At 34.9% G+C, this 24,012-nt stretch carries 19 protein-coding genes; 13 read left to right on the top strand and 6 right to left on the bottom strand.

Annotated elements, in window-relative coordinates:
• Positions 1-9 precede the first annotated feature (9 nt).
• The 6 genes from atpH to AC4MRQ_RS07335 all read right to left on the bottom strand — a co-directional run bounded on the left by atpH (position 10) and on the right by AC4MRQ_RS07335 (position 5,114).
• Positions 10-546: an ATP synthase F1 subunit delta gene (gene atpH, locus AC4MRQ_RS07360; RefSeq protein WP_491197014.1), complete on the bottom strand. Its 537-nt coding sequence runs from the start codon at positions 544-546 to the stop codon at positions 10-12.
• A gap of 88 nt (positions 547-634) precedes the next feature.
• Positions 635-1,129, bottom strand: coding sequence for a F0F1 ATP synthase subunit B (gene atpF, locus AC4MRQ_RS07355; RefSeq protein ID WP_491197013.1), 495 nt, complete (start codon positions 1,127-1,129; stop codon positions 635-637).
• Positions 1,130-1,141: 12 nt separating this feature from the next.
• On the bottom strand, positions 1,142-1,351 hold the full coding sequence (gene atpE, locus AC4MRQ_RS07350; RefSeq protein WP_143301005.1) for an ATP synthase F0 subunit C: 210 nt from the start codon (positions 1,349-1,351) through the stop codon (positions 1,142-1,144).
• 26 nt (positions 1,352-1,377) lie between these two features.
• On the bottom strand, positions 1,378-2,451 hold the full coding sequence (atpB, locus tag AC4MRQ_RS07345; RefSeq protein ID WP_491197012.1) for a F0F1 ATP synthase subunit A: 1,074 nt from the start codon (positions 2,449-2,451) through the stop codon (positions 1,378-1,380).
• A 401-nt stretch (positions 2,452-2,852) separates the two neighbouring features.
• Complete coding sequence (locus AC4MRQ_RS07340; protein ID WP_491197011.1) at positions 2,853-3,236, bottom strand: bactofilin family protein; 384 nt, start codon at positions 3,234-3,236, stop codon at positions 2,853-2,855.
• A gap of 57 nt (positions 3,237-3,293) precedes the next feature.
• A complete protein-coding gene (locus AC4MRQ_RS07335; protein WP_491197010.1) occupies positions 3,294-5,114 on the bottom strand; it encodes an adenylate/guanylate cyclase domain-containing protein in 1,821 nt (606 codons plus the stop codon).
• Positions 5,115-5,201: 87 nt separating this feature from the next.
• Between AC4MRQ_RS07335 and AC4MRQ_RS07330 the strand changes: the two genes are divergently transcribed.
• The 13 genes from AC4MRQ_RS07330 (at position 5,202) to AC4MRQ_RS07270 (ending at position 23,970) form a co-directional block, all read left to right on the top strand.
• Positions 5,202-6,035 carry a universal stress protein gene (locus AC4MRQ_RS07330; protein ID WP_491197009.1) on the top strand — a complete coding sequence of 278 codons (834 nt, stop codon included), beginning with the start codon at positions 5,202-5,204 and terminating at the stop codon, positions 6,033-6,035.
• Between the two features lie 121 nt (positions 6,036-6,156).
• Positions 6,157-6,729: a non-canonical purine NTP diphosphatase gene (locus AC4MRQ_RS07325; RefSeq protein WP_491197008.1), complete on the top strand. Its 573-nt coding sequence runs from the start codon at positions 6,157-6,159 to the stop codon at positions 6,727-6,729.
• A gap of 107 nt (positions 6,730-6,836) precedes the next feature.
• Positions 6,837-8,765, top strand: coding sequence for a YfhO family protein (locus tag AC4MRQ_RS07320; RefSeq protein ID WP_491197007.1), 1,929 nt, complete (start codon positions 6,837-6,839; stop codon positions 8,763-8,765).
• The gene (porZ, locus tag AC4MRQ_RS07315) at positions 8,765-11,128 is read left to right on the top strand and encodes a type IX secretion system anionic LPS delivery protein PorZ (protein ID WP_491197006.1); all 2,364 of its coding nucleotides are present in this window, start codon (positions 8,765-8,767) and stop codon (positions 11,126-11,128) included. The genes AC4MRQ_RS07320 and porZ overlap by 1 nt, the downstream gene beginning before the upstream one ends.
• Before the next feature lie 101 nt (positions 11,129-11,229).
• The gene (locus AC4MRQ_RS07310; RefSeq protein ID WP_491197005.1) at positions 11,230-13,980 is read left to right on the top strand and encodes a DUF3352 domain-containing protein; all 2,751 of its coding nucleotides are present in this window, start codon (positions 11,230-11,232) and stop codon (positions 13,978-13,980) included.
• Between the two features lie 10 nt (positions 13,981-13,990).
• Positions 13,991-14,980, top strand: a complete 990-nt coding sequence (locus tag AC4MRQ_RS07305; protein WP_491197004.1) for a Gfo/Idh/MocA family protein — start codon at positions 13,991-13,993, stop codon at positions 14,978-14,980.
• A gap of 73 nt (positions 14,981-15,053) precedes the next feature.
• A complete protein-coding gene (locus tag AC4MRQ_RS07300) occupies positions 15,054-15,611 on the top strand; it encodes a hypothetical protein (protein ID WP_491197003.1) in 558 nt (185 codons plus the stop codon).
• Between the two features lie 330 nt (positions 15,612-15,941).
• On the top strand, positions 15,942-16,511 hold the full coding sequence (locus AC4MRQ_RS07295; protein WP_491197002.1) for a SiaB family protein kinase: 570 nt from the start codon (positions 15,942-15,944) through the stop codon (positions 16,509-16,511).
• 12 nt (positions 16,512-16,523) lie between these two features.
• Positions 16,524-16,904, top strand: coding sequence for a DUF1987 domain-containing protein (locus AC4MRQ_RS07290; protein WP_491197001.1), 381 nt, complete (start codon positions 16,524-16,526; stop codon positions 16,902-16,904).
• 24 nt (positions 16,905-16,928) lie between these two features.
• Positions 16,929-19,979, top strand: a complete 3,051-nt coding sequence (locus tag AC4MRQ_RS07285; protein ID WP_491197000.1) for an ATP-binding cassette domain-containing protein — start codon at positions 16,929-16,931, stop codon at positions 19,977-19,979.
• 56 nt (positions 19,980-20,035) lie between these two features.
• On the top strand, positions 20,036-20,947 hold the full coding sequence (locus AC4MRQ_RS07280; RefSeq protein ID WP_491196999.1) for a hypothetical protein: 912 nt from the start codon (positions 20,036-20,038) through the stop codon (positions 20,945-20,947).
• 66 nt (positions 20,948-21,013) lie between these two features.
• Positions 21,014-21,451, top strand: coding sequence for a hypothetical protein (locus AC4MRQ_RS07275; protein WP_491196998.1), 438 nt, complete (start codon positions 21,014-21,016; stop codon positions 21,449-21,451).
• Positions 21,452-21,921: 470 nt separating this feature from the next.
• A complete protein-coding gene (locus tag AC4MRQ_RS07270) occupies positions 21,922-23,970 on the top strand; it encodes a carboxy terminal-processing peptidase (RefSeq protein WP_491196997.1) in 2,049 nt (682 codons plus the stop codon).
• Positions 23,971-24,012: the final 42 nt, after the last annotated feature.

The following is a 24,012-nucleotide window of genomic DNA, read 5'->3' as shown; positions in this document are numbered from 1 at the left end:
TTAGTACGTTTAACTAAGCAATTGCTTTTTAATTTGTTTCAACTTTGAGCTCATACTGGCATCGGCCATTTTACCATCTACTTTCAGAATAAAACCTCCCAGTAGTTCAGGCTTGACCTTAACTGTCAGCTCAATTGGTGCTTTAAACTGATCTTGCAGAAATTGGTCAAGAATAGCCTGCTGCTTGGCATCAAATTCTACTGCAGTAAATACAGTAACCTCTTTAATGCCCTTTTCATTCTTATACAGCCAGATAAAGCGTCTGTTGATATCTTCAAGCAGAACTTCACGGTTGTTGGCAATCAATAAATCAACCAGATTTAAAGTGTTGTTAGCAACCTTACCTTCCAATACAGAATGAAATGCTTGCTTTTTCTGTGCAGGTTTCAATACCGGACTAGTGAGTAATTCTGTAAATCCTTCAGCTTCCTTGCAATAGGATTGTAACAAATTCACATCCTCGTAAATGCGCTCTAACTCTTGCGTTTCGGTTGCAAGTTTAAAGAGTGCTTTGGCATACCTGTCTGCTATCAAACTTCTGTTCATTCTCGTGTATTAGAATGGTGTTCTATTTGTTAGTAGTCGAAGAACGACTACCAAAATTATCGCATATTAGTCGTGCTCCGACTAATTATTAATTAAAATTCACTTCCTGCAGATATTTGTCAATAATTGCTTGTTGCTTATCTGTTGTCTGAAGTTCTTCTTCCAACAGTTTACCGGCAATATCAACAGAGAATTCTGCAACTTTTTCTTTCAATTGAAGGATGGCCTCATTCTTTTCACGCTCAATTTGCAGGCGGGCAGATGCAATAATTTTATCTGCTTCCTCCTGAGCCTTGTTTTTGGCATCATCCAGCATTGATTGTTTTAATTCCCGAGCTTGCTTGATCAGTGTATCACGCTCAGCCTTGGCTTCGTTCACTATCTGAACTTTTGTGGCATTTAAATCTTCCACTTCTGCTTTGGCTTTTTCGGCGGCTGCCAGTGCATACTCTATCGTCTCTTCTCGAGATTTAACCGCATGCAATATTGGTTTCCAGGCGTAACGCTTTAATATGAAAACCAGCAGGCCAAACGTAAGGGCTGACCAAAAGACTAAACCGGGATCTGGTGTTAACAATCCCATAATCGTTTAGTTTTATCCTTTCATCAAAGCAACTACAATCGCAAATAGTGCAGCACCTTCAATAAGCGCAGCAGCAATAATCATTGCAGTCTGAATTTTAGAACTAATTTCTGGCTGACGTCCCATCGCTTCCATAGCGCTTTGAGCAATTCGACCAATTCCATATCCGGCTCCGATAATGATTAAGCCTAAACCGATTGTGGTTAATGATAAACCTTCCATTGTATTACGTTTAAAAATATTAACTATTAATGTTCTTCACTGTGTACAGCCATACCAATAAATAAGGCTGATAATAAGGTAAATATATAAGCTTGCAATACTGCAACCAATAATTCCAACATAAACATCATCAATGCCATCAGTAATGAAACCGGCGCAATTGCGATAGACTTCATAACAAATATCAATGAGAATAAACTTAAGATAATGATGTGGCCTGCAGTGATGTTAGCCAACAGACGAATCATCAGGGCAAATGGTTTTGTAAACAGCCCGATAAATTCAATGACAGATAACAAAATACGAATGGGAACGGGAACTCCCGGCATCCAGAAGATATGCCCCCAATAGCTTTTTGTACCACTAAAGTTGGTAACAAAAAAGGTAATGAGCGCCAACACCATAGTTAGCGAAATATTACCAGTCAGATTGCTTCCTCCAGGAAAAAATGGGATTAATCCAATCAGGTTATTAATCCAGATGAAAAAGAAAAGGGTTAACAAAAAAGGAATGAAGCGATCGGCTTTGTGTTTGTCGATCTGTGCGTATGCAATATCGTCTCTTACAAATAATATTAAAGGCTCAACAAATGATTGAACTCCTTTGGGGGCTGAGGGAGGACCTCTGTAGCGTTTGGCGGCACTTGTGAATAACCATATTATAATAATAATGCTTAGCCACATGGATGCAACATTACGCGTTATGGAAAAGTCAATTGGCTTTGTGTTGATTACTTCATGATTATCATCGTATTCAATTGTTCCTTCTGCATCTGTTTTATATATTTTGCCATGATACAGTTTGTAATAGGTATCCCCTTTTTTTACCACTTCCTCACCATGATGAAAAGCTGAGGACATAAATACATGTATTCCGTTGTCGATTAAAATAACGGGTAACGGAAGTGTAATGTGCTTTTCTTTACCATCGCTTTTATAAGAAATAATGTGCCATTCGTGAGAATCTGCAATGTGGTGCATGATCATTTCCATTGGATCAAATTCTTTTTCGGAATCATCACCATGTTTATCGGCGGCAAAAGAGCTTTGTGAAAATGCCCAAAAGGCTATTAAGGCAAGAAGTAATCGTATATGTTGCATTAATTGTATATAGGCTGTTTTACTTGTCTTGTTTCATTACTCGAACTTTAAGCGTCAAATCGACGATTAATAGCGCGAAATAGTTCATTAAGAACAATAGTACTTCTCTTTTGTTTTCGGAAGCGCTTGGATTTAGAAAAAGAAATAAATATCCGAAAATGAAACACAGCTTTAATGTCATTAAAATCAAAAAGATAAAGCCTCCTTTTTCGCTGTGTTTTTTTTGTATTAAAACGAAAAGATAATAAAAAAGAAGGTAAACTCCGGTTAGAAAAAACAGCCCGGAATATACCTTTGATAATTCTATTTGTATCCACCAATTACATACCCAACAACCAATTGCCAGAAGAACTGAAATAAGTGGGTAATACAGTGATTTTAATATAACCTGAAATGCCGAATTACTTTTTAGCATTGGTGACTCCCGCTGATGGTTGAGTTACCTTCTCGTCCATTTTACAGGTTCCGGTGAAAATGGCGCCTGGTTCAATTGATAATTTGCTTGTTTGTACATCACCGTGAAGTTTGCTCGATGCTTTTAATGATAACAATTCACTAACTGTTAATTTTCCATCAAACGCGCCATAGATATCGCAATTGGTACATTTAACTTCACCTGTTACAGTGCCGTTTTGACCAATTAACACTTTACCTTTCGAAATGATGTTTCCTTCAATAGAGCCATCGATTTTGATATCTCCATTTGTTTCAATATCTCCCTTTATCTTTGTACCCGGACCAATCATGTTGGGTAACTTATTTTCAGGTTCGTAATTTTTAGCCATTTTCCTAATGTTAGTTGTAGTGAAAGCAAATATAGATAAATTATACTATAACATTTGTTAATTGGACACGAGGACTTTTAATTTTTGTAACTGACGTTCCTTATTCACCTGACGCAATTTACGTGCTGTACTTGTATAGTAAGTGTGACCGGATATAAACTCGTACTGAAGTTTATTCCATTCTTCCAGGCTCATTTTCCCATTATAAAGGTTTAGTTCTTTATAAAGGTTATCTGAAATGGATATGAAATCGGCTCGTCCCAGGTAATCGAGGTCAGCATCCTTCATTATTTTCTCAAGATAATTACGAGGCTGACTACCAACGCGTGTTACATTAATCAATTCAACTACCTGTTCAATCTGGTAACCTTCATAATAATATGTAGGCAGTACCTCCCTTGCAAAACTAACACTGTTATCCTCGTGGTTTTCATACTCCACAATGAAACCAACATCATGTAAAAGTGCAGCAGTCTTTAAGATTAATAAATCCTCTGAGCTAACATTTTCACCCCTGGCAATAATTTCAATTTGCGTTAATACATCCTGAGTGTGTTCTTTGTTGTGATAAAAAAGACCTTCCATTAGCTCAGTCTCAAGCTTTCTTAGAATAAAATTCTCAAGGTCGTCAAATCGAATGTGTTGTAGTTTAATGTTAAAATCTTTGTTGGGAAAAACTCCTGATTTATCCTTTGACAAGTGTGGTTTAATTCGTTTCACAAAGTACATGTCTGTTTCACCTTTGTATTTGACAGGCATTTTACCTCTGTAATCGCATTCAAAAAAGTCCTTAATCAATTCATAGGTGACGCCGGTAATATTAATCATACCGGGCATGCCTGAGCTTTCCATTCGGGATGCAATATTTACAGTGTCACCCCAAATATCAAAAGATACATTCTTGCGGCCAACCTCGCCTGAAATAACAGGTCCCGTGTGAATACCAATACGAAGTTCCCAAAAGCCTAACTCGCTATCCTGTTGTACCTTACTATCCTTCATGTATTTTTGCATCTCAAGTCCTGCTAACACTACTTCAATCGGATTTGTACGATTGATTGTTGGAATACCTCCGGCGCACATATACGCATCACCTATAGTTTTAATTTTTTCGATGTTATATTTTTCTACCACGCCATCCAGATAGAAGAAGAAGCGGTCTAATTCATCGATTAGTGTTTCAGGATTGATATGTTCAACAATTTTAGTAAAACCCTGAATGTCTGCGAAAAGAACGGTTACTTTCTGGTATTTCCGTGACCTGATACGTGCCTGAGCTTTGACTGATTGAGCATTTACGCCAACGGTTTTTTCACGTGCTTTCTGTTTTATTTTAAATGCTTTTCGAAATTCAGCTTCTATGTTCCGGGATATTTTCCGGATTCTTTGTCGGAAGAGAATAACGATTAAGCCAAAAGCCAGAAAGCTTATAAATACAATACTTGAAATATAAAACAGTGCATGATGCCAGAATGGTAAATCAATGAATATTGTTATTTCCTTTGTTTGTCCTGATTCTAACTCCAACAAGAACAGATACTCACCTTCCTTTAGATTGAAAAATGTTGCTGTGTTTTTATTTGACCAATCGCTCCAACCTTTGATTCCAGGAATGATGCGATAGCGATATAAAGCACTTTGGGTTGAATCAATATTCCAGAATAAGGAAAAGGATCTCGAATCAATTGTCTTTGAATTTTTATTAGATATTACCTCTTGATGAGTAGAGGTTTCCAATGTAAAAGTGATTTCTTTATTTTGTGCATTTGAGTTTTTGGCGAACAAAATCGTACAGGCTGCGTATACAACCGCGAGTAATAGATTTTTTTTGAAAAGTAATAGTGCAGATTTTGATATGTTGATTGCTCCCTTCGGCATAATGAATAGGTCTCGTCCCTTACTTGCAATTAGAATCAAAAGTACTATATTTATTCCGTTAATAAAGAACATTCAGTAGAGCTTTTTATGGACACATCAAAGAACACTATCCTAGTACCGTATGATTTTACCGAGGTGGCTGATAATGCAGTTCAGCATGCCATTAAGGTAGCCAATGAATTTGATGCTGATATTCACTTGTTACATATCGCAAAAAAAGAAGAGCAGATTCCTGGTTTGGAGGAACAGCTCAAGCGTCAAGCTCAACAAATCAAAGAAAAATGGAATGTATTGCCATCAAGCTCAGTTAAAGAAGGAACAATATTCAAAACAATTAATGCTGTTGTTGAGGAGTTGGACTGCCTTTTGGTTGTTATGGGAACACATGGCATGAAAGGATTACAGAAACTAACTGGCAGCTGGGCCTTAAAAGTAATTGTTGGGTCTAAGGTTCCATATCTTGTCGTTCAATCTGCTCCTAAAAGATCTGATTATCAAAAAATCGTTTTCCCAATTGATTATAAGGCTGAAAATAAGGAAAAACTTAAGTGGATTCAATTCTTATATCAGTTCTCAAAACCGAAAGTATATATTTATGCATCCGCTACCAAAGAGGGAATTATTGATAGTAGAACGAAAGCCAACGTGGTATTCTCTAAGAAATATTTGAACGAAAAGGGAATTGATTTCGAATTAGTGCTATCAGAGGGTGATGCATCTTTCTCTCAGGAAACTATTCAGTTCTCTGAAAAGATTGATGCCGATATGGTGTTGGTAATGACTACACGGGATATTGCCTTTCATGATTATGTGCTCGGTGCTTATGAACAATACATCATTGCTAATAGTGCCAAGATGCCAGTTTTGGTAATTAATCCGCGAACTGACTTGATGAAGTATGGTTATGGAGGATTTGGTTGATTTAGACAATTGAAAATATAGAGGCGACTTCAATTAAGGTCGCCTTTTTTATGTGATGTGTTTTTTTCAATCATTTAAAATACTTTTGTATACCATACGTTTAATAGTAAAATGAATTTAGATGAAACTGGTATTTGCAACAAATAACCTACACAAATTAGAGGAAATTAAGGCTATGCTTGATACTAATAAGATTGAGTTGATGAGCCTTGCCGACATTGATTGTACTGACGAAATTCCAGAAACAGGAGCAACGTTAGAGGCAAATGCCAGTCAAAAATCAGAATACATACACAAGAGGTATTCGATAAATTGCTTTGCTGATGATACCGGTTTGGAAATTGAAGCACTGAATGGAGAACCGGGCGTTTATTCGGCTCGATATGCCGGAACAGAGAAGGACGCTGAGGCCAATATGAATAAAGTTCTAGCGAAGATGAAAAGTGCTACTAACCGAAAAGCTAGGTTTCGGACAGTAATTTCATTGATAATTGACAACCATGAACATCAATTTGAAGGAGTTGTGGATGGGATTATTTTGGAACAAAAATCGGGACAAAAGGGGTTTGGATATGATCCGATATTCAAACCAGATGGTTTTGACAAGTCGTTTGCAGAAATGGACGCCGATTCGAAAAACAAGATAAGTCACCGCGGAAGAGCAGTTAATAAATTGATTGAGTTTTTAAAGTGAAATTTGTAAAGTTTCTTAGTGGGCATGACTATGTAAAAATTGCTTTTATAGTCATATTGGCCTATTGGCCTATTAGTTTTTTTATTGCCTCTGTTAAATGGGATGCAATGAATATTTCTATACCTTGGCGGTATTATATTGCTGGATCATTGAAAGGTTTTAATCTGCCTTTATGGTATCCTAATCAGAACTTAGGATTTGCACAATATATTGATCCACAGACATGGTATTGGCCATCGTGGTTATTAAGTATTTTTGGCTATACAAACTTAACATTTCATATAGAGTTTGTTTTTCACCTTGTTGTTGCAGCAATAGGTGTTTATCATTTTTCATTGTATAAAAATATCTCGCGAAGTTCAAGTATAACGGTTGCAATAGTCTATAGTTTATCAGGTTTTTTTATTGGTAATGCTCAGCATTTTGGGTGGATAGTAAGTGCTACATGGATACCTATAGTAATGCTGCACTTTATTAAGTTTATTAAAACATTCTCTTATAAAAACCTTGTAGGTACAAGTTTATCACTGTTTTTATTAACGACAGGTGGCTATTGGGGATTTGTAATAAGTGTTTATTATTCTTTGGTTATCGTTTTTTTATTTAGATTTTTATTCTTGGTAATTAATAAAAAAAGTAGTCTGTCAGAGATTGTACTACTAATTAAACGATCATTGCTTCTGGTTATTCTAAATGTGCTTACAACAAGTATTGTTCTTTACTCTACAATAACAAACATTGAATTGATTGAAAGAGGAAACTTGGAGATTGAACAACTTTTATATGGGTCACTTTTCCCTGTAGACTTTCTGTCTTTATTTGCACCAATTGCAACGTATGTAGAAAGCTTTGCCTTTTGGCAAGGCGATATTTCCTTAATAAATATATTTATTGGATCCTTTTCGGTTCTTATTATTGTTTATAGCTTATTTTTTAATACTCACTTGATTAGGTTACATTGGAAGCTTGTTCTGGTAATCGTTATTAGTTTTGTTTTGGCAATGGGTGAAACACTGCCGTTGAGGCGCCTGTTGGCATTATATGTTCCTCTGTTTGATTATTTTAGATTTCCATCTTTGTATCGGGCTTTTGCAATATTCGCCATTTGTTTGTTGTTAGGGCATTGTATTGATCAGATAAGATCTTGGAGGTTATTTTCACAGTATCTTATGTTGGTAGTAGCTTGTTATCTACTTACTGCAATTATGTTATTTGTCATGTATTTTGATGAATTGAGATTGTTTGTTGCTAAGCTATCGTTAAAACCAAGAGATATGCCACTTGAATTGTTATTTATTGTTCAATTATTAATTTCAATGGCATTTTTTCTAGGCTTTTTAATTATATATAAAAAATATCGATTTAAGGCGTCTGCCCTATTGAAGTTTTTTTTAATCGCGGAGGTTATTTTAGTAGCCCAATTAATGTTTCCTCATACTGTTGTTAGCATAAAGTCGAGTCCTGTTTCAATATATTCAAATATTAAAGAATTAGAGAACGCTTCCAAAAATTTACTACTTGATAAAATATCTTTAAATGAGGCAGAGAACTTGAGTAGAAAGAGTTTTGAGTATGGATTAAATAAAGCGACATATTTGGGTTTAGTTTCATATTGGGCATATACACCTTACCAATTTAAGAATTATACAGTTCTTGAGAATGATTCTATTATGGAAAAGATTAAAAGCATGCCACTCATATACCTTAGTGATAATAACGGGCCTATAAAGGCTGATTATTATAAGCTAAACACTACAGTTGAACCCAACAAATTTACATTTGTTATTGATAATAAATGTGATGAGTATCTGAAATTGAATCTTTCGCAAAATTATCATTTTGGATGGCATTGTTATGTAAATAAGGAAAAAGTAGATATTAATATGAGTAATATAAGTTTAATGAGCATTGATTTAGCTTCGGGAAGAAGCGAAGTTGAGTTTGTATTTAGACCAGATTATGTTCATATTCTATTTGTTTTATCTGTAATATGTTTCTTGTTTCAGTTGTATTTCTACCTTAAAATTAAAGATTAATGATTCGATTAATTTCTATTTTTTTTCTATTAAATATTTGCATTCAAAATTTGGTCGCTCAAATATGGAAAAATCATCAGGCAATGAATTCTGCAACATCCATTGCATCAGGTGAAAAAGAAGTTGTTGTTGGGACATCATCCGGTGTTTATGTGTATTCTTTCCTATCAGGTGACATGAATACATTCAATAAAGGATTGCCCTTAAATGATGAAGAAGTCACTTCCGTTGCTTATGCTGACGAATTTGGGTATTTTATTATTGGTTATGCATCAGGTAATATTGATTTATTAATTGATGACTCAATTTATAATGTGCCGGGGCTCTCATTATATCCTGCAGCAAGTTCAAAGCGAATCAATGATATTGAAGTGAAAGGTGTGTTTGCGTACTTATCATCTGATATAGGGTTAGTTAGATTTGATCTTGAAAAACAAGAGATAAGGGAAGTTTACCCAATTATAGATCAAAAAGCACTGTCAGTTAATGAGGCTATAGTATTCAATGATAAGATTTATGTTGCAAGTGATGTCGGCGTGTATTATGCAGATGAATTTCATTATAACCTTATTGACTCTAAGGCATGGGAGCAATTGCAACTGCCAGTAACACAAAGTGATGTTTATAATGCAATTGAGAATGTGGCAGACAGCTATTTTGTCGTTAATTGCCATGTTTCAAATGGAATTGATGTTACTTATAAAGTAAACGATACAGGTATATTAGAAATAAAGACAGATGTTGAGGATGTCTATAAGATTGTGTTTAATGAAAATATTTATATAATTGGAGACAACCAAATCAGACAATTTGATGAAAATTTTAACTTTAAAAATGCGTTAAATTCTTATAATACAGAGAGCGGTTTAATCAAAAATATATATCCTATTGATATATCCCTATCTAAGGAACAAGCTTTTATTAGTGATAGAAGGTATGGGCTAATTTGGAAAAATAAAATCGATAAAATTATCATGCCTGATAGACCAGAGTCTAGTTATAATATTCACATGTGTTATGATGAAATGTTGGTTGTCGCTACTGGGAGTTTTGAGGGAGCAACCCAAATACCAGCACACTGGAATTTATTTTCAGAGAACTGGAATACGGTCAGAACAGAATCAAAGGTGTATGATATTATTAAATCCGCTGTTGATAGAGATGATAAATCGACAATATATGGTGCTAGTTGGGGGTATGGACTTATAGAAATTGGCAATGAAGAAATTGTTTATAATGAAAAAAACAGTCCTCTTCGCAAATTTGATAATTATTTAATTTGGGTAGGAGGGCCTGCTCTGGATAGTGACAATAATTTATGGATGACAAATTCTTTGGTGGATAATCCGATCCATGTTAAGTTGAACGAACCGTATTCAAATCAGAGCGATTTTATCGGTGATTACCCCGGCTGGTTAACACTTGATTATCCAGGTATTGTTACAAATATAGATGGATCTGAAGGTAATTTTCTTCCTGATATCTTTATTGATAGTCGGGACTATAAGTGGATAAATGTAGCCAATAATGGACTATTTATTTTTCATACAAATAACACACTCTTTAATTACAAAGATGATCAATATCGAGGACCATTAGCAAATACCATCGATAAAGATCCTCGTAATAAAGGACAGCTTCGGTTATGGGATGAAAACCGCAAAATTATTACTAATGTGGTGCTAAGTATAACAGAAGATAAATACGGTCACATCTGGTTAGGAACTGATGTTGGGGTTTTGGTTTATTATCGACCTTGGGCAATTTTTGATGAAGAATACCCCGTTGCCAGCCGAATAAAAGTTCCTCGAAATGATGGTAGCAATCTGGCTGATTTTTTATTAGAAGGAGAGCTCGTTACTTGCATTGAAGTAGATGGTGCAAATCGTAAATGGATAGGTACAAAGCACTCTGGATTGTATCTGGTTTCAGAAGATGGATTAAAGACATACCAATCCTTTAATGTGGAAAATAGTCCTTTACCCTCTAACCATATAACAAGTATTGCTATATCACCAAATTCGGGAGAGGTATTTATTGGTACTGAGAATGGAATAGTGTCATATAAAGCCAAAGCGACAGAAGGTTCAGATGCATTTAGTAAAGTTTATGCATATCCTAACCCGGTTCGGGAGGATTATAATGGTGAAATTACGATAACAGGTCTTGTGCAAAATAGTATCGTCAAAATAACTTCGGTTAGTGGTAAATTAGTACATGAAACAACCTCGCTTGGTGGTAATGCATATTGGGACGGAACAAACTTAACTGGTGAAAAGGTTAAAACAGGAGTGTATTTAGTTTATGTTAGTTCAACAGATGGTACACAATCGGCAGTAACTAAGATTTTAATCATTCGGTAGAAAGGTGTCTTTTTTTTTGCCCATTTAGCCTTTCAAAACTAGTTTTGTAATTGTGTTTTATGCACACGTTACATTTATTTTTAACCGAACAGCATTTAAAAATGAAGAAAGGTTGGGTTGTACTTACCATTGCAATTAGCTGCGCATTACTGGTATATGTATTTTTTCAGATTAATAGAATAAAGAGTTACAACAATGAGCACGCCTTGGGTGTGATTCCATCAGGTGCCGCAATTATTCTGAAAGCAGATAATTTCAATAGCCTTTATAATGCCTTCTTTAAGACGATTGATTATCAAGAGGCTATTAACAATGCTCATATGTTTCGGAGTGTTGGAGATGAACTGAAAATGCTCGATTCTATTAAAACTTCAGAGGGTGAGCTAATATCATCTGCGTTAAAAGATTTTCCGTTCTATTGTTCATTTCACTCTCAAGGAAAGGAAAGGGTTAGCAGATTGTGTGTGTTTGAGATACCCAATCGTCGAATTGAATCAAAAATAGAAAGATCTGTTAAGTATTTATCAGAACTCGGATTTCATGTAAGTGATCGTAAATATAACTCTAAGACTATTTATAAAATTAGCCAAGGCAATTCGCATCAGTATTTGTGCCTAGATAATGGAATTCTGTTACTAAGTCAATCTAATTTACTTATTGAATCGTCTATCAGGCAGCAACAAACACCTGATAATTGGATTGATAATGATGATTTTCAGCAAGTTTATAAAACCATTGGGGCAGGTTCAGAAATAAACTTGTTTGTCAATTTTGAGTATCTGCCGCCAGTTTTAAAACCTATCACGAGCAAGAACGAATGGAAGAAAGCAGAGATGCTCAAATACCAGAGTAATTGGGCTGAAATGGATGTTGATATTTCAGAAAATGCTTTGTTATTTAATGGTTTTTTAAGTACCAATAATAACGGAATTATAAGCCAAATGCTGATTAATGAACAGCCTCAAAGGGCTCAGATGCATAAGGTACTGCCAAGTAATACGAGAGCCTATATTTCTTATTCTCTGTCAGGAGGAGATGAAATGAAAAAGCGCCTCGATAAATATCTTAAGGAAAATAATCTTGAATCAGCACATCAACAGCGAGTAAGTAAGATCCGGAAACAATACGGGAGCGACGTAGAATCAAAATTATTTGATCTGATCACCGGAGATCTGGCTTTAGCTTACACAGATTATAATCATTTGCAACCAGATGCTAATGGATTTCTAATTTTAAAACTTAAAAGCTCTTCTGAAGGAAAAGAAACCATTCTTGAAATGTTGAAAAGAAATAATGGCGCATCAGGTGCTCCTAGGATTGTCAAAGAATATAAACCGGATGAAGGAGTTGGGTTTAAAATATATGAAGGTTTTGAACATGACTTGTTAATGAACAGTTTGAATTCGATGTTCCCTAAAGTTCCACAAAAATATCTGGCATTTTATGAGGATAATCTGATATTCGCTGATGCAACAGTATTAATCGAACAGTTTATTTATGACAATATCTTAAATAAGACACTGGGAAATGATAAGACGCACCAGATGTTTTTGAGTCATTTTTCGAGTCGTGAAAATGCTTTTGCGTTTTGTGAAACTGCACACTGGGCTTCTTTGTTAGGTTCCTATTTTAAGCCATTATTTACAGATTTATCAGAAGGACAAAAGGAAGCACTTAATAGTTTTTATGGATTAGGTATTCAGCTTAGCGGAACTGGTAAAATGATCTACACTACATCATTTCTGCAATATATGCCAAAACGAGAGTCCGAACCTCGTACAATCTGGCAGAGCTTGCTCGATACTACAGTTTATTCTAAACCGGCTTTGGTTAAGAATCACTATACGAAAGAACGCGAAGTAGTTGTGCAGGATAATGCAAATAATCTCTACCTGCTAAATAATAGTGGTCGTGTGCTATGGAAGAAACCATTGGATAGTCCGTTGATGAGTGAAGTAGTCCAAATTGATTATTACAGAAATAACAAGCTTCAGTATTTATTCAATACTGCACAAAGGATTTACCTTTTAGACAGAAATGGTAATCACGTTGCCAACTTTCCTGTTAAGCTACCATCAAAAGCAACAAATGGAATGGCCGTGTTCGACTATGACAACAACCGTAAGTATAGATTTTTTATTGCTTGCGAAAATAGGCATGTGTACTTATACAATGACAAAGGAAACATAGTTTCTGGATGGAAGTTTGGAAAGACAGATGGAAAAGTGACTTTGCCAATTCAACACTTTAGATCAAATAATAAAGACTACATCGCCTTTGCAGATGAAAAGCAAAATTATATCTGCGACCGTCGCGGAAACATTCGTGTTAAACTCAATAAACAGTTTGAACGAAATGCTAAATCTCCTTATTTTTTGTTGAATAAGAATCAAAGTGGAGATTGCCTTGTCACATCCTGTTCTGAAGGACTATTGAAGAAAATTGATTTAAATAGTGGCCATGTTTCTAGTTCAGATGAACTGCTTGTAGAGGGAGCACATGCTTTTGAAGTATGTAATGCAGGCACTCAGTTATGTTACCTGACTTCCGAGCCGCATCGCGTCGTTTGTCAGACTGTGGCAGGTAAAAAGCTATTTGATAAAGAATTTGATAATGAGATTAACCTGGATATTGATAGGTATCAATTTTCTGCTCAGAATATAAAATTTGGAATATCTGAAAAAGACGCAGGTAGTATTTATCTTCTTAATAGCGATGGAAGAACTTACAAGGGATTCCCATTAAAGGGGAATTCGCGATTTAGTATTGGATTTTTAAAGTCCTCAGCTTCGAGGTTTAATTTGATAGTTGGAGGCACCGAAAATTATATCTACAATTATCAGGTTGATTAATCTTGATGCGATGAAAAAAATAAAATTAGGAGTCCTTGGTGTTTCAAATCACTTTATCAAAAGAATTGTCCTGCCTTTAAAAGAACAGGAAGACATTGAGTTGAAAGCAATAGCATCGCGCTGCAGTGCCAAAGCATCAGATTGTGCTTACAGATTCGAAGTTCCAAAATCATTTAAGGATTATCAAAGCTTATTAAATAATGAGGAAATTGATGCAGTTTATATCCCTTTACCCAATCATCTACATGCCGAATGGATCAAAAAAGCAGCGTCAGCAGGTAAGCATGTTTTATGCGAAAAACCCTTGTGCTTAAATGCCGATGAGGTAGAAGAGGTTATAGAGCATTGCCAAAAAAATAATGTGGTTTTGATGGAGGCTTTCATGTATAAGCATCATCCACAATGGATCAAAGTACGTGATATTGTCCGAACAAACAATATTGGGACCATCCGATACATCAATACCTCATTTTCTTATAATAATCCAACTGCAACAAATATTCGAAACATTAAAGAGTATGGTGGTGGCGGAATGCGTGATATCGGGTGCTATGCTATTTCAGTTGCCCGATTCTTATTAGAGAAGGAGCCTAAACAAGTGATAGGATTGTTGGATTATCATTCTGAATTTGGTACAGATATTTTATCAACCGCAATACTTGATTTTGGAAAAGCACGAGCCACCTTTAATGTGTCAACTTCAGCCAATGCCTTTCAAAAAGTGGATATAGTTGGTTCAGCGGGACGCATTACAGTTCATCTTCCATTTAACACCTATACTGATGTAATAGCCCGGGTAACTGTTGATACGGCAATTGGTGAGCGCGAGATTCATTTTAAACCTAAAGATCAGTATGGTATGATGTTGGCTGATTTTGCAAGAATGATTAGAAGCGAGGAATCTGTTTCAAAGGAAGAAGAAGACGCTTATTTAAATCAAAAAGTAATTGATGCAGTCATAAAATCAGCTGATTCAGGTATTTGGGAGCCGGTTAATTAGTTGTTTTTCACATTTTTTAAACAACTTTGGCATGAATAATGCGTAACACCAATGATTCTATATTGTGGGTGATATGAGAAAACGCATTAATTATAATATTCTTGAGTTAACCAGTCGTACTCAGTTTGTTCCGGCAAAAGGGTATAATGAGAAGATCGAATTACTTCAGATCAGAAAGAATTCAGATTACGATTATCCGGTACCTTTTGAAAATCAGTTAAAGAAGGATTGGTGGAATAACTTATCTCTAAACAGAGATATTCTTGGCAACTTTCTGGCATATCCTGAGGTGCATTTCTTTATTGCCCTCTATAATGGAAATATCATTGGATCATTTGATATGATTGTATTGCCTGATCGACAAGTTGAAATCAAGAATTTTGGGATAACCGATGATTCATTTGACTTTGACATACGGGCCATGTTTTTGTCAAAGGCCGTAGATTATTGTTTTCAGTATGATCCCAAACGCATTTTTTTTCAAGCAAATGAGTTTGATAAAATGTCTGCTATCTCCAACTACTTATCTCAAGGTTTTAGTATTAGTACTCATAATGGGGAAATTGATGCCTCAAAAAGCAATAAAGAGCAAACAAAACTGCAATCCAATTTTCTTTTGAACCTCAACTAAATAAAGTATTATATTAGAAATAATACTAGCTGCACCTATTATTAAGGGATGCTATTAATCATCTCAAATTACCCATTAGTTCTGCACAATTGTCGATTAACGTAAATTATCACAACAAATCTGATATTTTTCCGTACTAGCACAGACGTGAGGCGAAAGAATTATTTATATCTTGGTCATCGCGTAATGATTGGTTAGTTACTAATCAATCATTAAGATGCAATTTCATTATGGGAACGAACAATTAGTTTACGTTGTTCTTCCTATTTTTGCATTTTTATTTGTAGTTGAATAAAGATTAGAAGTAGTAAGTCTAACACACTTCAGAGTATGGATAATAATAAAGAAAATCATGGTTTTCTGGACTTTGCTTATCAGATGTATAAGACGATGAAAACCAATGAAATTAATTTGGTTTATGAAGGTGAAGTAACACAGGAAATAACAAAAACATTTACCTCAATTACGGAAAAAAGCCTTGAAAAAAGCCAGGAATCAAATTCGGTTCAGAGAAAAGTATTTAATGTGATGGTTGAATGTCTCCAGAACATTAGTAAACATGCCGATTCGTTAGATAATGATGAGGAGGAACGCCGCGGAATTGTTATGGTGAGTCATGGTGAAAGCAGCTATAACATTATTACAGGTAATGTTATTAAAAATGAGAAAATTCCTGAATTGAAATCAAATCTTGAACAAGTCAACAGCCTTGATAAGAAAGGACTTAGCGAATTGTATAAAAAGCAAATGCGCGAAGGTAGAATATCCGAAAAGGGTGGTGCCGGTTTAGGCTTCATTGATATTGCAAAAAAGACAGGTAGCCAACTAACCTACGAATTTAAGCGTCTGAATGACGAAGTGAGCTTTTTTATCCTAACATCAACTATTAAACGAAATTAATCTGATAATATAATGGAAGTAATCAATATTGTGGGAACTGATGATACCCCTAATGTAATTCTCGATAAAGGCAACTCTAAGTTCGAAATATCAGGACGCTCTCTTCCTGAGGATGTAAATATGTTCTATGAACCAATATTGGAGTGGATTGATACATATGCTGAGGAACCGGTTGGAAAAACAGAGTTTCATTTCAAATTAGAATACTTCAATACTGCTTCATCAAAAGTAATTCTGGATATACTTTTAAAATTTGAAGAGATAGTTGAAAATGATAATGATGTCGTGATTAAATGGCATTATCACGAGGAGGAAGAAGACATGTTAGAAGCGGGTGAAGAATATGCCGACATCGTTGAAATTCCTTTTGATTATATATCATATACCGACTAGTAAAAACATATCGAGAATTAGAGTATGAGTGAAGAGATTCTGAAAGCACTGATGCAGTTGTTTGGTCTGATTGCTAAACAAGATGGGGGTGTTGAGGTGAATGAGACTGAGTATGTGCGAACTTTTCTGGAGCAACAACTAAATGCTGAGGCAGTAGAAGAATACTATTCGCTCTTTCTTAAATTTTCAAAAGATTCAAAGCTCGGAAAAGAGACGGAGGGGAAAGTTAAGCTGACATCAATGAAGGATTCCGTAAAGATTCTCGGGATCTGTAAGAAGATTAATAAAAAGCTTAACAAGGAGCAGAAGGTCGTTGTATTACTGCGATTGTATGAGTTGGTTAATGCCGATCATAAATTCACCGAGCAACGCATGGCTATCATCAATACAGTGGCCGATGTATTTAAGTTGCCTAAAGAAGAGATTGAGGCTATTGAAACTTATACAGTAAACAATGAATTGACAAAGCTTGATCTTGATGATGTGTTGGTGGTTAACCACATCGATCCTAAGCATAAGAATGCTAAACATATTCAATCGGGTGAATTGGATGGTGAGGTGTTAATACTTAGGGTTAAGAGTGCAGGCCTGTATTTCGTAAGGTATACTGGGAAGCAGGATATATTCCTGAATGGCTTATTAGTTAATAATCGTCGTATTTATCTTTTCCCCAAGGGAAGTTTTGTAAAATTACCCAAAGGGCAACCAGTTTATTATACCGATGTTGTATCGCACTTTATGTCCGATTCAGCAGTTTCAAAAATCTCTTACGAAGTCAAGAATGTAGGTTTTCAGTTTAAAACTGGTGGCATTGGTTTACGTGATGTTAATATTGCAGAGGAGCAGGGTAAGCTCATTGGCATAATGGGAGCAAGTGGTGCTGGAAAAACCACACTTCTAAATGTGCTCTGTGGAAATGAAACCCCGACAACGGGTGAAGTTTTAATCAATAGCTACAATCCTCATCATGAGCGGGATAAGGTTGAAGGTGTTATTGGTTACATTCCTCAGGATGATCTGTTAATTGAGGAATTAACAGTCTATGAGAATCTTTATTACAATGCTAAGCTATGTTTTAAGGATAAAGGAGAAGCTGAGATTGAAGAGATGGTGAACAACACCCTCATGAGTCTTGGTTTGTATGAACGCAGAAACCTGAAAGTTGGATCAGCACTCAACAAGATGATTAGTGGTGGACAGCGAAAACGACTTAATATTGCCTTAGAACTAATACGTGAGCCTGGAATTCTGTTTGTCGATGAACCAACTTCAGGCTTGTCTTCTCGTGATTCGGAGAACGTGATGAACTTGTTGCGTGAATTGGCACTGAAGGGGAAGCTGATTTTTGTAGTAATTCACCAGCCATCATCAGACATCTATAAGATGTTTGACAAGATGTATATACTTGATACAGGAGGTTATCCTGTTTATTACGGTAATCCAAGTGAATCACTTATTTATTTTAAACGGTTAGATGCTCAGATAAACAGTGATCAGGGAGAATGTGCCACTTGTGGTAATCTTAATCCTGAGCTGATCTTTAATATTATCGATGCCAATGTGATTGATGAGTATGGAAACTATACCAATAAACGGAAAACATCGCCTGAAGAATGGCACGACCATTACAAAGAAAATATAGAACTGCCTAAAGTAGAGCAAGTCAACTCTACACCTCCAAAATCATTAAATATACCATCGTGGTTTAAGCAGTTTTTTATTTACACTCTACGCGATTTTAAATCTAAAATCAGTAATAAGCAATACATCTTGCTTAACCTGCTCGAAACACCATTTCTGGGTTTTGTTCTGGCCTATCTTATTCGCTATATTGTTGATCCGGAATCGGATACCTATGTATTTCGTGAGAATGAAAATATAGCGCCCTTCGTTTTTATGGGCATTATCGTGGCTTTGTTTTTTGGCCTTATTGTTAGTGCCGAAGAGATTTTTAAAGATGCAAAAATACTTAAGCGCGAGAAATTTCTGAATCTCAGTCGTTCGAGCTATCTGGCATCTAAAATATTGATACTGTTTACGCTCTCAGCTATTCAAATGATATCGTTTGTGCTGGTATCTAATGGTATACTCGGTATTAAAGGCCTAAACTTTGAGTTTTGGTTAGCTTTATTCTCCATTTCGGCATTTGCCAATATTTTGGGGCTAATCTTGTCAGCTTCCTTTAACTCAATCGTAACTATTTATGTGTTAATACCATTGGTAATGATACCTCAAATGGTATTAGCCGGAGCAGTGTTCACCTTTGATAAGCTCAACAAAGACTTTACGAGTATTGATAAGGTACCTTTTGTGGCCGAGGTGATGCCATCGCGCTATATCTACGAGGGACTTATTGTACATCAATACAAGCACAATAACTTTAAAAAGAACATTTTTGATATTGAACTTCAACAAAGTAGTTCTGACTTTAAAAATGTTTATTATTTGCCCGAATTGGAGGAGGTAATTGACGCCTGTAGAATTGCAGATAAAAACAGCGAAAGTTTGAGCAAAGATCTTGCCCTCCTTCGAAATGAATTATCAAAGGAAATGAAGCGGGTTCCTTCAATAAAGCAGGATAATTTGATTGAGAATCTGACTGTTGACCGTTTTGATGAAAAAGTTGCCGAACAAGCCAAAGGTTATGTGGATTTATTAAAAGGCCACTATCGTGACATTTTTAATTCGGCTGACAATACCATTAACAGGTTTTTATCAGAGAATATCAGGAATAACAAAGAGCGTTTTAATGCCATTAAAGATGCGTACTACAACGAAAGCATTAGTGATATTGTGCGTAAAACATTTGATAAGAATAAAATCTTGCGTGATGGTGATAAGTTGATTCAGGTGGTTGATCCAATCTATCAAATTCCTGAGCCAGAATCTTTGTTGTCATTCAGAACTCATTTTTTCGCACCACAAAAACATTTCGCAGGTAAGTTCTTCGACACTTTATGGTTCAATATAGCAGTAGTTTGGGTGCTGACTCTATTGCTCTATGTTGTGCTATACTTTGATTGGCTTAGGAAGGGGCTTGATTTCTTTAGTGAATTAAAACTGTTTAAAAAGTAACCTTTTACCAAATAATTGAGTATAATTGCTTCAATCGAAATTAAAAACGTACTAAAATGTTGAGAAAATTTAGTTACCTAACTTTGATGATTGCCGTAATAAGTGTACTGTCAGCATGTTCAGGATCATCAAAAAAAGGCAGTGAATCAGATGAATTAACGCTTTCGGCTCCGGCAGAAAGTGGAGCTCTTGAGCTTTCTGAGGAAGTGATGAGCGATGTCATTCAAAATATTTCGTCGCCAGTTGAAATGGCTGCTATTATTAAAGCTACTGGTGTTGATTTCTCTCAAAAAATATTGAATAATACCGATCAGGTTGATAATTACAATACAAGCTACAAGCGTGCATTAAATTTAGGAGTTTATAGTGCTGACCTTGGTTATATCAACACATTTGATAAAAACAATATTGTTGTTTCTTATCTTGTGGCTATCAAATCTTTGTCAGAAGGTATTAAGGTTGGTCAATTCTTTGATTTCAATGCATTAAAGAGAATGGCTACCAATAACAACAACCTTGATTCGTTAATGCAAATTTCTATTTCAAGTTTTAACCAGATGGATTCATATCTGCGTAGTCAGAAACGTAGCAACGTATCTTCTTTAATTGTAACTGGTGCCTGGATAGAAGGATTATATCTGACAGGTAATGTTATTGAGCAAACGAATAACGAGAGTTTAGTTAATCGTATTGCCGAGCAAAAGGATATCATCAACATTATCGAGATTATTATTAAAAACTATGGTAACGATCCTGATTTTGCGGAGTTGGCGCAACGTTTAGGTAAGTTAAGAAGTGCCTATGAAGGCGTTAAGATTACAACTGAATTTGCCGAGCCACAAACCATTGAGCAAGACGGTAAGTTAATCATTGTTCAGGATGAGATTAGTCATGTGGAAATTACGCCAGAACAGATTGCGTCTATCATTGCTGAAATTAAGTCATTAAGAGAATTCATTGTGTCGTAAGTCTGAGTGTTTGAAAAAAAGTTATTTTTGCAAATGTTCTTACCCAGACCAATTAAAATAGATACCATGAAAAAGATACTTTATAGTTTCCTAATTCTTTTTATAATGAGTGCAGTAAGTACATCAGCTCAGTGTGGAGATGATTTGCTTAAAACAGCATTAAAAGAAATGGGATCGAGCCAGTACATCAAAGATTTTACTGTTGAGATGGTGAAGGAAAAGAAAGACACCAAAACAGGATATGTAAAATTCTCGGTTGTACTTCAGAGTAATACACAGTACAAATTTAATATTGTGAATGGGGCTTCAAATCCTGAAAAAATGATCATGCAACTTAAACAAAATGAAAAGTTGATCAGTAGTAACTTTCATAATGGTAAAATGTATGATGAATTTCAATTCATATGTCGCAAAACTGGTGTTTATCATCTCTATTTCTCATTTAAAGGTGGTCAGGAAGGTTGTGCAAAATCGGTATTATCTCTTGTGAAGCAACTAAAGTAAAATATCAATACTCTATATTGGAAAGCCGTTCAGTAATGAGCGGCTTTTTTGATTTTGGTGAAGAATGTTTTGGTCTTAATAGTTTAGATTGTTTATGATACATGGTAAGATCGTTCGTTTATAAAGGTTATCGAGATGGTTATTTGAATGTTTGGGGTATGAGTATAAATGGGTAACATTTATCTGGTATTAATATGTAATTGTTGCCACCTTCATTATTAATATCATTCATTTTTACACTAGTCTGGATTGAAGTAATGGTCTGTATTTAAGATTGTTGCGAATGTTGTATGCATAGATGGTTACCTCATCATATAATTTTTCTTTTTAGGCATTTATACGAATGTCTAAAATTTTGCTTGAACTTACTACAAAAAGGTAACTAATATAAAATATCTACGTAATCAAGATCTGTCACTGAATAATAATTTAATTAACTGAACCTAATTGAATGTTAGGAATATTTTGACATGATAAAATATGCACTTAAGTTTTTGCTTATTCTTTTAAGCATTTTCATTCATCAATATTTAACAGGACAAGAAAGTAAGGTTGCCAAAAAGTCAAAACAAATACTTCAAGCAATAGATCGATATCATTATCAACCTCGACCGATTGACGATGAATTCTCAGCTTTCTTGTATTGTGATTTAATTAAAAGTCTGGACGAACGAAAGTTGATGTTTTCAACAACAGATCTGGAACAGCTTAATGAGTTTAGGGATGAACTTGATAATCATATAAATAACAATGACTATTCATTTATTAAAGAAATCTCAAACCTATACGATAAAAGATTAAATGAAACTATAGCTTTCCTGAATAAACAAAAGAATATAGAATATGATTTTGAGATAAATGATTCCATATATATCTATAAAAACAGAGGACATTTAAGTTCAAATGATCTTAAATCCAGATATCAAAAGTTGATTAAATATTCAGCATTGAGGTTATACTACCAACAGTTAGATACTGTTGTAAAAGATTATTCTATTGATATAGAAAAGCTGAAAACATATAAAGAAGAGGCAATAGAAGGCGAGCTGTGTTGGTTAATGAAAAGGTTAACTCAGGGAAATTTTATAGATCAGTATGTTGAAGATTCTTTTTTAAAATCCTTATCGAATGCTTTCGATCCCCATACCTTATACCTGTCTCCATCAGAAAATGATTTCTTTAATAATTCACTATCTAAAGAAAGTCTGTCGTTTGGTATTGAATTGTACAGAAATGACCGGGGAGAACTTGAGATTGAATCTTTGATTCCTGGCGGGCCTGCATGGAAATCTAATCTGCTAAATGAAGGTGATGTCATAACTGCTTTAAAAGATGAAAATAATAGTAAGATTGATTTAAAATGTATTCCAACCAAAGACGCTGTTAAAATCATCTATTCAGATAATATTAAGGAGGTGATTTTTTCTATTCGTAAGAAGAATGGAAAACAAGAGGAGGTTAAGCTGCAGAAAGAAGTTATAGATGTTGAAGAAAATGTCATACAAAGCTTTGTTTTAGAGGGAGAAAAGAAAATAGGGTATATTTATTTGCCTTCATTTTATACAAATACTGAGGATTGGTTTTATCCGCAAGGATGTGCTAACGATGTGGCAAAAGCTATCTTTAACCTTAAGCGGGAAGGTATTGAAGGTTTAATTTTTGATATTAGGAATAATGGTGGCGGTTCGATGTATGAAGCAATTAATATGGCTGGTATATTTATTAACTATGGAGCAATTAGTATAAGTGATAGTAAAGGAAATGGAAGGCAAACTATTAAGGATATGAATCGAGGAATGGCTTTTACAAAGCCAATAGTTGTGCTTCAGAACCAATATAGTGCTTCGGCATCTGAACTTTTTGCTGCTGCTATGCAAGATTACAACAGGGCAGTTATTGTTGGGGCCCATTCGTATGGAAAATCTACTATTCAGCAAATTGTTCCTTTATGTAATGATCTGGATACTCTTACTTCAAATGTTGGTAAGGATGGTTATTTGAAAGTTACCATTGGTAAGTTTTATCGAATCGATGGTACAACACATCAAAAATCAGGCGTACAACCTGACATTAAATTGGCTAATTCATTTGATAAAGATTCTATCGGAGAAATTAATGTATCAAACGCTTTACTTAATGACACGATTCAGAAAAAAGTGTATGCATACCCTTTACCTGCTCTTCCGATTGGTACTTTAAAATTAAGAAGTAAGGACAGAGTTAAGAAAGATAGTCATTTTGAGAGACTTGCAGTTAATAATAGTTCCAATAAAGAAGAAGTAACGCATATCATTCCTTTAAATGCACAATGTTTTGTCAGTTATTTTAAAGAGCAAAAGGCTGAAAGAAAGAATGAGTTCGATAAGATCTCTTTATACAAAGTTTTAAGTCCGGCTTATTTAAAATCGTATGGCTTAGACAATGATTTAACAACTAATGAACAACAAATAAAAATTGCTCAGGATGAATATATTACTGAGTCTTTTCAAATTATAAATGATCTAATTAATATAAAATGAACCAGTTTATGAAAAACTTAAACTTAAGAGTAGTACCATTAA

The sequence above is a fragment of the Carboxylicivirga sp. genome, assembly GCF_982718395.1.
The sequence above is the reverse complement of the archived record's forward strand: the minus strand, read 5'-3'. Positions and strand labels throughout refer to the sequence as shown.